This is a genomic window from Aedoeadaptatus coli, assembly GCF_900343085.1.
Taxonomy (GTDB): domain Bacteria; phylum Bacillota; class Clostridia; order Tissierellales; family Peptoniphilaceae; genus Aedoeadaptatus; species Aedoeadaptatus coli.
In genome coordinates this window covers 1-12,521 of the sequence record NZ_OPYI01000025.1, presented here as the reverse complement: position 1 = coordinate 12,521, position 12,521 = coordinate 1, and the positions used below count along the sequence as shown (strand labels likewise).

The 12,521-nt window shown below is 52.5% G+C and carries 13 protein-coding genes; 4 read left to right on the top strand and 9 right to left on the bottom strand.

Annotation, left to right across the window (positions count from 1 at the left end):
• The 3 genes from DG046_RS09305 to DG046_RS09295 form a co-directional block, all read right to left on the bottom strand.
• Nucleotides 1-197, bottom strand: a 197-nt coding sequence (locus tag DG046_RS09305; RefSeq protein ID WP_470207167.1) for a transposase, incomplete at its 3' end; no start/stop codon positions are given.
• Between the two features lie 150 nt (nt 198-347).
• Entirely contained in the window at nt 348-1,331 is a 984-nt protein-coding gene (holA, locus tag DG046_RS09300) for a DNA polymerase III subunit delta (RefSeq protein WP_108832229.1), read from the bottom strand.
• Nucleotides 1,250-3,625 carry a DNA internalization-related competence protein ComEC/Rec2 gene (locus tag DG046_RS09295; RefSeq protein ID WP_108832228.1) on the bottom strand — a complete coding sequence of 792 codons (2,376 nt, stop codon included), beginning with the start codon at nt 3,623-3,625 and terminating at the stop codon, nt 1,250-1,252. The genes holA and DG046_RS09295 overlap by 82 nt, the downstream gene beginning before the upstream one ends.
• Before the next feature lie 73 nt (nt 3,626-3,698).
• Between DG046_RS09295 and DG046_RS09290 the strand changes: the two genes are divergently transcribed.
• Nucleotides 3,699-4,820, top strand: a complete 1,122-nt coding sequence (locus tag DG046_RS09290; RefSeq protein WP_108832227.1) for an alanyl-tRNA editing protein — start codon at nt 3,699-3,701, stop codon at nt 4,818-4,820.
• 36 nt (nt 4,821-4,856) lie between these two features.
• On the opposite strand, the gene thrB is transcribed toward DG046_RS09290, so the two are convergent.
• Entirely contained in the window at nt 4,857-5,720 is an 864-nt protein-coding gene (gene thrB, locus DG046_RS09285; protein ID WP_108832226.1) for a homoserine kinase, read from the bottom strand.
• The gene (thrC, locus tag DG046_RS09280) at nt 5,713-7,149 is read right to left on the bottom strand and encodes a threonine synthase (RefSeq protein WP_108832225.1); all 1,437 of its coding nucleotides are present in this window, start codon (nt 7,147-7,149) and stop codon (nt 5,713-5,715) included. Before thrC ends, thrB begins: the two co-directional genes overlap by 8 nt.
• A gap of 160 nt (nt 7,150-7,309) precedes the next feature.
• Between thrC and DG046_RS09960 the strand changes: the two genes are divergently transcribed.
• Together DG046_RS09960 and gltA are read left to right on the top strand one after the other, a co-directional pair.
• Complete coding sequence (locus tag DG046_RS09960) at nt 7,310-8,161, top strand: sulfide/dihydroorotate dehydrogenase-like FAD/NAD-binding protein (RefSeq protein ID WP_108832224.1); 852 nt, start codon at nt 7,310-7,312, stop codon at nt 8,159-8,161.
• The gene (gene gltA, locus DG046_RS09955) at nt 8,161-9,540 is read left to right on the top strand and encodes an NADPH-dependent glutamate synthase (RefSeq protein ID WP_108832223.1); all 1,380 of its coding nucleotides are present in this window, start codon (nt 8,161-8,163) and stop codon (nt 9,538-9,540) included. Before DG046_RS09960 ends, gltA begins: the two co-directional genes overlap by 1 nt.
• Before the next feature lie 85 nt (nt 9,541-9,625).
• Here gltA and DG046_RS09265 read toward each other — a convergent pair whose 3' ends face one another.
• The gene (locus DG046_RS09265) at nt 9,626-10,756 is read right to left on the bottom strand and encodes a tetratricopeptide repeat protein (protein ID WP_108832222.1); all 1,131 of its coding nucleotides are present in this window, start codon (nt 10,754-10,756) and stop codon (nt 9,626-9,628) included.
• 44 nt (nt 10,757-10,800) lie between these two features.
• Between DG046_RS09265 and DG046_RS09260 the strand changes: the two genes are divergently transcribed.
• Nucleotides 10,801-11,586 (top strand): zinc dependent phospholipase C family protein, encoded by a 786-nt coding sequence (locus DG046_RS09260; protein WP_108832221.1) that lies wholly within the window; start codon nt 10,801-10,803, stop codon nt 11,584-11,586.
• Nucleotides 11,587-11,615: 29 nt separating this feature from the next.
• Here the strand turns inward: DG046_RS09260 and DG046_RS09255 are convergent, their stop codons facing one another.
• The 3 genes from DG046_RS09255 to DG046_RS09250 form a co-directional block, all read right to left on the bottom strand.
• Entirely contained in the window at nt 11,616-11,903 is a 288-nt protein-coding gene (locus DG046_RS09255) for a hypothetical protein (protein ID WP_108832220.1), read from the bottom strand.
• Entirely contained in the window at nt 11,890-12,063 is a 174-nt protein-coding gene (locus DG046_RS09685; RefSeq protein WP_159082121.1) for a hypothetical protein, read from the bottom strand. The genes DG046_RS09255 and DG046_RS09685 overlap by 14 nt, the downstream gene beginning before the upstream one ends.
• Before the next feature lie 53 nt (nt 12,064-12,116).
• The coding region (locus DG046_RS09250) for a transposase (protein ID WP_199909617.1) at nt 12,117-12,521 on the bottom strand (405 nt) is incomplete at its 5' end.

The following is a 12,521-nucleotide window of genomic DNA, read 5'->3' as shown; positions in this document are numbered from 1 at the left end:
ACGAGTTTAATGAGAACCACGGGGTCGATGCTGGGTCGGCCGTTGTCTAGACAGTAAAGGTCTTCCACCAGGTCATAGATGAAGTCGAAGTCCACGTAACGGTCAATTTTTCGCAAAAGATGATCTGCCGGCACGAGTTGATCCAGAGCAATCATTTGAATTTGTTCTACTTTTTTCTTGTCTTCTTTGTGTAGCATGGCGGCCTCCTTTTTTCTCTATTTTACTATAATTGAGGCGAATGCTGTTTGATGACACAAAAAAAGGAAGGGTGAATCGGATGATTCTCCCTCCTTTGTCATCACTCTGAAACTGAAAACAGCTGTTTTCAGTTTTTTTATTGCCCTTATTTAATTGTCCCGCAACATGGAAAGAAGCAGGGTCTGAAGAACGTCCCGATCCGAAGCGGAGGTGCTCTTCATGCGAAGCTCCTCGTCCAGAATATATCGGTAATGTCGCCCGAGCTGCGCCTTCGTGTAAGCGCCGCTTTGGGCGGCTATTTTTTTGCCCTCGTAAGGCTTTACGCCCATAAAGCGAAAAATCTCCCCGTCGCTTCTTCCCGTCTCTTTCATGGTTTTGTAGTAGAGGAGATTGCCCGTTTGCCGTGCGATCATGTAGAGAATGCGCCCGGCGGGTTCTTCTTTCACTTCGAATTCGTCCAGAAGGTTTAAAATCGCGGCCCCGTCTTTTCTCGCGATGGCGGCGAGAAGATCGAAAATGGTCTCCGCGGAAAAGGGATCCAAAAAGGCGTCCACCGCCTCCATGGTCACTTCCCCTTCCGAGACGCTTGCGATTTGATCCAATGTGTTTACCAGGCCCTGAAGGTCCCCTGTAAATTGCCTGTCGCCGTAGCCGGAGAGGCGGATAAAATGCTCCAGCACCTCCGGGCGAATGCGGCGATTTTGCTTCGCCAAATAGCCGGCGAGAAAGCGCCTGAGCACCTGCCCGGTGAGCCGCTCCATGGCGATGACCCGATGGGCCTTGTCGAAGCGCTTGTAGAGCTTTTGATTCTTTTTTACGGGCGTCTCCGTCTCCATTAAGAGAAGAATCGTGGAGGCGGGGATTTCAAACACTTCCTCCAGGAAACGGTCGAAGGCCGGATCGCTCGCCAAAAGCCCCGCGTCTTTTACGACGACGATGCGCCTCTCCGACAGAAAGGGCAGTGTGTTAGCCTTGGCCAAAATCTCTCCCACGTCTCCCGATGCCACGTCGTAATTTAAATCCTTGGTGGCGGGATCCAAATACCGCTTTTCTATTTGTCTGCGCTTCTCTTCCATACCGAATTTTTCCGGCCCGTGGAGAAGATAGGCTCCGCTGTAATCCACTGATTCCATAATCGCTCTCTTTTCTTAAAATAATCTGCGCCCACATCGACCATACCCATTAAGCCTACCACGCAGGCGGAAAAAAAGATACTTTGCCCCACGGAAAATTTCCGCGGCTTGTAGACGGAGACAAAAATTTTTCCGTCTTTAAAATCCATGGTAATGGCGCCGTTTTTCGTCTCTAAATAGGGAACGTGATGATCCTTTAATCGCTGAAGCACCGCCTTGTGGGGATGGCCGTAGGAATTGTTCTCGCCGGCGGAAATAATCGTCAGGCGGGGCCGAGCCGCTTCCAAAAATTCGTCGCAGCTCGACGTCATCGATCCGTGGTGGGCGAGCTTTACGATGCTCTCTCTGTGGCGAAGATCCGAAAGGAGCATCTTCTCCTGTGCCGCGGGCAAATCGCCGAGAAAGAGCATCCTCTGCCCCTTCGACGACAGCTCCATGACCATGGACAGGGCATTGTCTTCCTTTCCGTAAGGAGGAAAGACCGTCAAATCCCAATCCTTCATGGAAAATGTCCCCTCGATAGGCTCGACGGCACCGGCTTTGTCTTGAATTTCATCGTACATGGCCACATCTTCGTCGCTTCCCGGCGCCGGGGCGAAAATGTGTTTGATCTTGTGGTTCTTCGCCAAGGTGCTCACGCCGCCGGCGTGATCCGCGTCGTAGTGGGAAAGAAACACGGCGTCCAGGGCGCCCACGCCGCATTCCCGCAAGAAAGGCTCCACATAGCGAGCCGTGGGATCGGCGCCGAAGCGGCTGCCCCCCGTATCGATGAGGCCGCGAAAATTTTTCGCCTCAACATAGGCGCAGTCTCCCTGGCCCACGTAGAGCTGGGTCACGGAAAGATCCGGCGCCGTCCGGTGGCCCCAAGCGAGGACGACGATCCCCGCCAAGGCGGCCTGAAGAATCAAGAGGCGGCCCGCCTTTAATTTCAGTCGCCTCATGGGAAAGTGCATGGCGAAGTGAAGAATCAAGTAATAAGCGCAGGCCTCCGTCACAGAAAAGCTCGGCAGCACCCAATTGAAAGGCGCGAGGGCCATGTACTTTGTGAGCAAGAGAAAGGGCAGAAAAATCCATCGGGTGACGACGGCCGCCCCGGCTGCCACCGGCGGAAAGAGGAAGGACAAGCAGGTCACGGCCATGCCGCCGTACAAAATCGCCGCGGCCAGGGGCAAAAGCGCCACATTGGCGAGAAGGCCCATAAGCGAAATGCTCCCGGAGGTGAACAGGAGAAGGGGTGCGATGGCGAGGCTCACGGCCACGGAAACACCGAGGGCCTGTGCGGCCTTTCCACGAGCCGATCCGAGGACGGGCAACTTCGGATAGATGGCTAATATGCCGTAGACGGAGAAAAAGCTGAACAAAAAGCCCAAGCGGTAAATGTAAAATGGATTCACCAAGAGAAATATGGCGGCGCTGAAACCCAGGGCGTAGGCGGGATCCACCGGCCGCCACAGCCGCTTCCCCACATCCGTAAACAAGAGAGACAGCCACACCCGCATGCCGCCTACGGGAAAGCCCGTGAGAAAAAGGTACGCGAGCAAAAGCCCGTGGACGGAAATCTTCCGCAGGTCGTAGGGCACGGTGAGCTTCTTTAATGCTGCGGACATCAGGGCCAGAATAAGCCCGATATGTAAACCAGAAATAGACAAAATATGAATCACATTCAGGGTACGAAAATCCTCAAGCCCCTCCCAATCCGCGTCGTTTCCGAAGAGCATGGCGGATAAAAGTTTCGCCTCCTTCGGCGGAAAATAGCTTTCGCAAATGGCCGCGCCCTTCTTTCTGAACCGACCGCGGCAGGCGTAGATCTTTTCCGTTAAATCGCCCTTTTTCGGAAGCATCGTCTCTTTCGTCGGGCGGATGGTAGCCTCGATCCCGTGAGACAATGCGTAATGGCGTCCGTCGAAGCCGCCGGGATTTCTCGGCGCTTCCGGTTTCATCGTAAGCCCCCGCACGGCCATCCGATCGCCCATGGCGGGATTCGCCTCGGAAAAGACCCGCACTTTTTTAAAGGGGCTGAGCCTTAAATCGTAGTAATTTTCCTTCGACGCCATGACCACGCCCCGCACCGTGGCCCGCACAGGAGGCGCCTCCATAGACTGAAGGCCGGCCGATGCGAAGACAAAGGCGGCGAGGGCCGCCACGGGATAGACAGCCTTCGCTTTCTTTCCCCACAAGAAAAAACAGCAGGCGGCGAAAATCAAAACAGGCGCTACAAACAAAAGGGGCGCCCGCTCCGCAAAAAAGCAGCCCCCGGCAAGTGCGAGGCACAAGATAAACCATAACTGTTTCATAACCACCCGCTCTCGAAAAACCGAAAGATATGATAAAATAAGGAAAACGCGAATAAAACAAAAGGAGGCGCCTATGGCCCTGTATCTTAGGGAACCCTACCGTAAATCCATGAAAATCACCGTTCCCGACACCGTAAAAAGCAAAGGCTTCGATTACTTCTTATTGGAAGACAGCATCGTCGCTCCCCCGGTGGAAGGCTACTACACCGGCGATAAAATCACCATCGACGGCGAAGCCGTGGACTACACCGCAGAAGGCGGCCGCATTCAATGCAAAATGCCCGCGGCAAAAAGCGGCGAGGAAGCGGAACTCGCCATCGACTGGCCCCGCCGCCTGCAATCCATGCAAAACAACATCGCCCGCATTCTCTTTGCCGGCGCCTTGGAAAAACTTCTCCACGCCAAGGTCCTTTCCGGCTCCACGGAAGAGGTGTGCTACCTCGTCGTCGACGCCGAGGACATCGGCTTTATGTCTCTTGAAAAAATAGAGAACTACGTCAATCATCTTATCGAATCCAATCTGCCGATTCAAGAAGAAAAGGGTGAGGTAACCATCCCCTCCGTAGACAAAGTTTACAGCGTGGGACCGCTCTTGAAAAACACCGGCGAGGTGGCCCTCTTCGCCATTCAAAAAATCGAAAAAGAGGAAGAAGGCCTGAAGCTCACCTTCGTCTGCGGCAAAAGCGCTTTGGACGATTACAGAAACCACCGTTATCTGACGAAAAATCTTTCCATGTACCTGAAGGAAAGCACGACGCAGGGCATTTGGCAGGCGGTGAAAAAACTCCAGGGCAAAATCGACGAGCAAAAGAAAAAAATCGACTCCCTGGAAGAAACCATCGGTCTGGAACAGGTGCAGGAATTTATGGCCAAGCGCCGCACCGTGGAAGGCGTAGGCTATATTTACACCACGCTTGAAAATATTAATTTTAAAAGCTTTAAATACCTGTCCAACGCCATTCAGAAAAAATCGAAGACCGTACAGATCTACGGCATTCCCAACGGCAATGAAGCCCAAATTCACGTCCTTCGAAGCGCCGATGTGCCGGTGGATTTAAAAGAAATCATGGATCATTTGAAAGGCGATCATGAAGGCTCGGGCAATATGTACCACGTGCAGGTCAATGTGCCCCGCACGCAAATGAGTCCGATCATGGAAAGCTTTTTAATCGCTATCCAAAAGAAAATACTGTAATAGGAAGCCCCCGGAAAATTCCGAGGGCTCATTTTTTTATGCGTTTTCTAAAATTTCCACGCCGGTGGTGGTGATGTGGAGAATCCGAATGTCCCAGGCGGCGTCCAGGGGCTCGGAAATTTTTTCCCAGTCCTTTTTAATCGCCTCGAGATCGGCGGATTTTTCCGTGACGAACAACAGGGTGGGCCCGGCGCCGCTAATGAGGACGCGGCCCTTGTGATCCTCTTCCAATGTCTTCATCACATCGTAGCCGGCGATGAGTTTGCTGCGGTAGGGCTCGTGAATCTTGTCTTCCAAGCCGAAGAACAGAGCTTCCGTGTCCGCCGTTTCCAAGCCGTGAATCAAAAAGCCCATGTGGCCGATGTTCGACACCGTATCGGCATAGGAGAGCGACTTGGGAAGGGCCGCCCGCGCCTTGGCCGTGGACAGGTCGAAGTCCGGGAAGGCCGCGATGGTGGCGAAGTTGTCGATGTTGTTGATCTTTCTGTATACCACGCCGTCCTCTGTGGGCAAACTGATGACGCAGCCGCCTAAAAGGGCCGGGGCCACATTGTCCGGGTGGCCTTCGAAATCCGATGCCATTTTTAAAATTTCATCTTGGGTGAAGGGCCCGTCGAGCAATTCATTGGCCCCCACCATGCCGCCGACGATGCAGGTAGCGCTGCTACCCAGGCCCCGGGCGATGGGAATATCCGCATCCACTCGGTAGCTGAATTTCTCCATGGAGGCACCGGCCTTGTCGAAGACCACTTTCGCCGCCTCATAAATCATGCTCTCTTTGTCGCAGTCGCCGCCGTCCAAGGCAAATGTAAAGGTGTTGTATAAATCCAATGCCAGGCCGATGACGTCGAAGCCCGGCCCCATATTGGCCGTCGTCGCCGGTACACGCAGTTTAATCATGAAATCCCTCCTTCACCACTTCTTTCATTTCTTCCACCGTAATGCTTTTATTAAAGCGCTCGGGCAGGTCGAAGACCGACCTTAAAGGCCTCGGGCAAGGAACGCCGGTGGCGTCTTGTATTTTTTTCAAAAGATCCACGTCCCCCTCTCCTTCAATGCCCAAAGCGTCCGCCACCGTGTCGGGGAATTTGTAGGGGCTCGCCGTGGCCATGACGAGGACGTGATTGGCGGAGCCGTGTTTCTTCGCCCCGTCGTAGGCCACCGCCGTGTGGGGATCCATGACGTAGCCGAAGCGATCGAAGACTTCCCTGATCCGCGCCTCCCCTTCCGCGTCCGTGGACCAATAGCCCACGAGCTTCGAGCGATTGATCACGTCCATGGGAATTTCGAAGCGGCCCGTGGCATTTAAGGATTCCATTTTCTCACGCACCTTGTAATCCTTCTTCAAGACCAAATGCAAATAGCGCTCGATATTGCTCGCCACGAGAATATCCATGGAAGGCGAGGTGGTTTTGTAGAAGTCGCGATTCCTGTCGTAGACGCCGGTGGTAATGAAATCCGTGAGCACGTGGTTTTTATTGGAGGCGCAAATAAACCGCCCCACGGGCATGCCCATTTCCTTGGCGTACATGGCCGCTAAAATATTTCCGAAATTGCCCGTGGGCACGCAAATGTCGATGGCATCGCCCATGGCAATGGTGTTTCTGCGCACCAAGGCCAAGTAGGAATAGAGATAATACACCACTTGGGGCACGAGGCGGCCGATGTTTATGGAGTTGGCCGAAGAAAATTCAATGTCCGAACGCCGCGAGGCCTCTCTCAGATCGTCGTCTCTGAAAATTTCTTTTACCGTGCGCTGAGCGTCGTCGAAATTGCCCTCGATGCCGTAGACGTAGACATTATTTCCCCGCTGGGTGGACATTTGACGCCGCTGCATGGTGCTGACGCCGTGGGCGGGATAAAAGACGAAGATGTCCGTGTTTTCCACATCTTGAAAGCCCGCCAAGGCGGCCTTGCCCGTGTCGCCGCTGGTGGCCGTTAAGATCCGCACCTTTCTTCCCTCCGCCGATGCGGCCATGAGATAGGGAAGCATTTGAAGGGCAAAGTCCTTAAAGGCCGCCGTGGGCCCGTGGAATAATTCCGCCACGGTGATGCCGTCTAAATCGAAATAACCCACCGGTTCCTCGCCGGAAAAAGAGCCGTAGGCCTTCTCCGCCCAGTCGAGTAAATCGTTTTTAGAAAAATCTTCAAAAAATAAATGAAGCACTTCCGCCGCCAGGGCTTCGTAGGAATAATCCATGTATTGATTCAAGTCGATTTTCGGAATTCGGTCTGCAACAAAGAGGCCGCCGTCGTCGGCCGGACCCCTGAAAATAGCCTCTTTCGCCGTTACGACCCGAGTCTTGTCGCGAGTAGAAAAAAATTGCATCGTCGTCTCCTTTGCCTTCGTTATTTCATTAATGTATCACAGTTTACGCTATTTTCGCCCCTCGATCAAGAGGCAAACGATCGCCAAAAAAAGATTTCGCAGGTTGATATTTTTCTAACTATTTATTATAATGGACGTACAACATTATAGGGAGGGTAGTATGTTTAAAATTTTAGAAAAGAGAAATCTCGCGCCCAATGTGTTTTTACTACGCATTCACGCGCCGCGAGTCGCCGTCGCCGCTCAACCGGGCCAATTCGTTATCGTTATCGCCGATGAACGCGCCGAACGCGTGCCGTTAACCATCGCCAACTACGATCGCGAAGAAGGCTGGGTCGACTTAGTTGTCCAAGCATCCGGTCCGTCGACGACGAAATTGTCCCAGAAAGAACAAGGCGACGAATTAAAAGACTTCGTCGGCCCCTTAGGCGTTCCTTCGGATTTCACCGAATTGAGCGACGAAGAATTGAAAAAACAAAAGTACTTATTTGTCGGCGGCGGCATCGGTGCCGCTCCGGTCTATCCGCAAGTCCGTTACCTGTCTGAACGCGGCATCCACTGCGATGTCATTATCGGCTTCAAGAACAAAGAGGCCGTCATTTACGAAGAAGAATTCAAAGATCTGGACTGCACGCTTTACGTCACCACCGACGACGGTTCCTATGGCTTCAACGGCATGGTTACCGCAAAAATCGACGACCTCATCGAAAACGAAGGCAAATCCTACGATACATGTGTCGCCATCGGCCCCATGATCATGATGAAGTTCGTTTGCCTCACCACGAAGAAATACGATCTGCACACCATCGTTTCCTTAAACCCGATTATGGTCGACGGAACCGGCATGTGCGGCGCTTGCCGTGTCAACATCGACGGCGAAACGAAATTCGCCTGCGTCCACGGTCCGGAATTTGACGGCCACAAAGTGGACTTCGACTTGGCTATGAAGCGTCAAAAACAATACATGAACGTGGAAAAGACAAAGGGTCAACAAGTCTGGAGGAATGCCTAATGGATCGCTTTACTAGAGTGCCCGTACGGGAACAAGATCCCAATAAACGGAATAAAAATTTCGAAGAAGTTTGCTACGGCTACAATCATGAAGAAGCTGTCCAAGAAGCAAAACGTTGCTTAAACTGCAAGAGCCCCCAATGTGTGAAGGGCTGCCCGGTTTCCGTCAACATTCCCGCTTTCGTTCACGAAATCGCCGAAGACAATCCCAAGGGCGCTGCCATGGAACTTTCCAAGCACACGGCACTTCCCGCCGTATGCGGTCGCGTATGCCCCCAAGAAAGCCAATGCGAAAAATACTGTGTCTTGGCCAATAAAGGCGACGCCGTCAGCATCGGTAAATTGGAACGCTACGCTGCAGACTACGCTCGCGAAAACAACATTCAAACCATTCAACCCGAACCGTCCAACGGCCACAAAGTTGCCGTCGTCGGTGCAGGCCCCGCAGGTATTACCGTTGCCGGCGAACTTTTGAAAAAAGGTTACGACGTCACCGTCTTTGAATCCCTGCAACAACCCGGCGGCGTATTGGTTTACGGTATTCCCCAATTCCGTCTCCCCGACACCGTCGTTGCCAGCGAAGTAGATAAATTAAAAGACTTAGGCGTTAAGTTTGAAACCAACACCATCGTCGGCCGCACCATGTCCTTAGAAGCCATTCGCGACGAAGGCTACGAAGCCATCTTCTTAGGTACCGGCGCCGGTCTTCCCCGCTTTATGGACATCCCCGGCGAAAACTTCAACGGCGTCTTCAGTGCCAACGAGTTCTTGACCCGTACCAATCTGATGCACGCTTACGAAGCCGGCTACGACACCCCCATTATCGGCGGACGCAAGACTGCCGTTATCGGTGGTGGGAACGTAGCAATGGACGCTGCTCGCGTTGCCAAGCGTTTAGGCGCCGATGTTACCATCGTCTACCGTCGTACGGAAGCTGAACTTCCCGCTCGTGCCGAAGAAGTTCACCACGCCAAAGAAGAAGGAATCAAATTCCACTTCCTTACCTCTCCCGTTGAAATCAACGCCGACGACGACGGTTGGGTTACGAGCATGACCCTTCGCCCCATGGAACTCGGCGAACCTGATGAATCGGGACGTCGTCGCCCCGTTCCCAAGGTAGGCGAAGACTTCGACGTCGATGTGGATACGGTCATTATGGCTTTGGGTACCAACCCGAACCCCTTGATTACCGGCACCAACCCGGACATCGAAACCAACAAGAAGCAAGGCATCATTATTACCGAAGACGGCCAAAGCTCCGTCGAAGACGTCTTTGCCGGCGGCGACGCCGTTACCGGTGCCGCAACGGTTATCCTGGCAATGGGCGCAGGCAAACATGCTGCCGAAGGGATCGACAAATACATCAAGAGCAAAAATTAATTAGATTTCCCTTTGAAATCCAATGAAAGAAGCAGCCGAGTGATCGGCTGCTTTTTTGTGCTTTGATAAATTTGCGTGGATTTCTTTACCCGTGATGATGGCCGCAGCAATCGTCGTGGTCGTGATCGTGGCCGCAGCAATCGCCGTGCTCGTGGTCGTGATCGCAACAGTGATCCTCTTCCCCATCTCTTTCGTAATGCGCGGCCAGTTCGTGGATTTTTTTGTGAATGGCCTCGTCCTTTAGAATGGCGTCGAGATTAATGTAGATTTCCATGGCGAAGTCGATATTGCCTTCTTCCTCCGCTTTTTCGGCCACCCGCTTCAAAATTTCCACCCGGTCCGGATCCGGCGCGCCTTTGATGTCGCGCTCTTTCAGGTAATTTAAAAATTCCTCTTTCGATGCGGGCTCCGGATCGCCGAAGCGCTGGCCGATCATAATGAGATTTCCCTCGGCGGCGTCGTTGTCCGGATCGTAATCCTTGGCGATCATGCTCATGGCGAGGGCGAGGGCCGGTTTGTTTTCCTTAAAGAGGAAGTAGCCCTCGTTGGAGAAGCATTGGGAAAAATCCGATGCCAAATAGGCCGATTCGAAGGCCTGTTGATTGTACGCCTTCGCCCCTTCCATATCCCCTTCCTGGCGGGCCACTTTCGACAAGGTCAGGTAATTGGCCGTGGACATGGGATTCACCGCCAAGGCTTTTTCCAAATAGTTGCGGGCGCCGTCGTAGTCCTTTAATTCCGCCGCCACGCCGCCGCGCAGAGTGAGCCACATGTCCACCTCGGGCCCCAAGATGGGCAGACGATCGCCGTCTCGTTCCACGCGGCAGATCACTTCTTCCACCATGGACTGGAAGGAGTAAAATTTTTCCCCGCTGTCCAAGGCTTCCAGGGCCGTTCGTAAAAAGTCCACCTCTTCCACCATGCGGTCGATAAATTCCTTGGCCCCTTCCATGTCTTCGTCCAATGTTTTGGCGAAAACCGCGTCCAATAGGGTATAAAACTTATCGATGCCGGCGCCGTCTTGTTTCAGGCTACGGTAATCGCCGTCGCCTGTGCGGTGCTCGGCCATGAGCTGTTGTCCGTAATTTAAAAGCTTTTGGGCCAATTCCCCTTCCCCTGCCAGGGAAAGCTTTTGTACTTCGTCGTAGATGGCATTTAAATCCTCTACGTAATCGCCTGTGAGGCTGTTTATAAAATCGTTGTATTGTTGTTCCATTGATACCTCCGCTTATAGTATACCAAAGCTCGAAAGGAGTTGTTATGTCGAGTCTCGTTACCCATTATTTTTTTGCCGAACGCCTCTTGCCTACCTTGCCCGAAAAGGCTCGGGAAATTATCACCGCCTATCCCGAGCATTACTATCTCGGCGCCCAGGGGCCGGATATTTTCTTTTACTACCTGACCTCGAAAAAACATGAAGTCGGAGCAGAAATCCATTCCATGCCACTCATGGATTTCATCGAAAAAAACGCCGATTGGACCGATAGGGGGCCCGTCCTCTCCCCCACTTGGGCCTACTTTTTCGGTTTCCTCACCCACTTTTCACTGGATGTGACGGTTCATCCCTACATCGACCGCGTGGAGGAAAAAATTTCCATAGACCACGTCACCTTGGAGCGGGATTTCGATCGGGTAATTTTGGAAGAAGAAGGCTACGATCCCACGTCCTTTCTCTGCCGGGATCTTTTGCCCTCCCCCGCCCATGTAGCAGATGGTGTCGCTATCGCCTACAAGGCATACGGCATGGACGCCCACGACGTGCATCGGGCCGTGGCCTCGTTTCGCATGGGCCAGCAATTTTTCCACGTGGATGATTTAAAAGGCTACCGCCGCAAACACAAGCTCCTGAAGGCAATCGGCGTGGACGATGCCTTCGGCGGCATGCTTTTAAACCCCGAAGGCTACGGGGATTCCGTCTACATCACCAATCCCGTCATGAAAGAGCTCATGATGCTCGCCTATCCCGTGGCACAAAAGGCCGTTTTGGCCTTCATAGAAGGCGGCGACTATCCGCCCTTTTTCCGATTGAATTTCAACGGACGGTAAAGAAAAAGGCCTCACCTTTCGATGAGGTCTTATCTTATTTTTCTGAAAATAAAGATACAAATGAGGACGCCGATAAGCAGCTGCCCGGCCACGAGGCCCCATTCTTTCTTTTTTGCGAGATCGACCAGCTCCATAAGCCAGTACACGAAATAAAGGCCCAGGCTGATAAAAATCGCCGGCATGGAAATGCGGGTGAGCCAAACAAAAAGGGGATCCGGATAGGCCGTCTTTGTCAAGGCCACGATGAGAAAGCCCGCGAGGCCCGCCAGGGCAAAGGCCAGTGCCGCCTTTTTTATTGGCAGTTTAAGCTTGTTCATGGCGAACTACCTCTTTCACATGGTCGATGAAATCATAGGCCGACGCGACCAATAAAATGGAGCAAAGGAGTCGGAGCCAAAATTTATCCGTATCATCTAAGATACTTGAAAAAATAATAAAGCGGCTCACGTCGTAAAATAAGAGTAAATATCGTTTCATGAAATTATTTTACACCTGCCTAAAACATATGTAAAGGCACCCTTTCGGATGCCTCAGACTGCAGACAAACTCCGAACAAAACTCGGGGTTTGTCTCTTTTTTGTGTATTTTTTCCATAAATCAGCAAAAGAAGGGCCGTCGCCTCCTCCGTCCCGCTCTTTTCGATCCATCATTAGTGCCAGTTTTTTCATGTTCATGCATGCAAAGGTCAGCACCGCTTTTAGATCCATTTTCTTTCGTCCACGCTGGTTGGTGTAGCGAAGGCCATGGTATTCTTTGGCGCTGCCGAATTGCCGTTCGATGGTTTCTTTGCGTTGTTTGTATTCTGCTTTTCCTTGGGTGGTGTAGCGGTAGTCTTCCGCAACGTCCAGGGCGTCTTGCCAGAGGTGGCGAGTGACGGTTTTTTGATGGTTTTTGCTGGCGGTGCAACGGTGAAGGGTAGGACAGTTTTTGCAGAT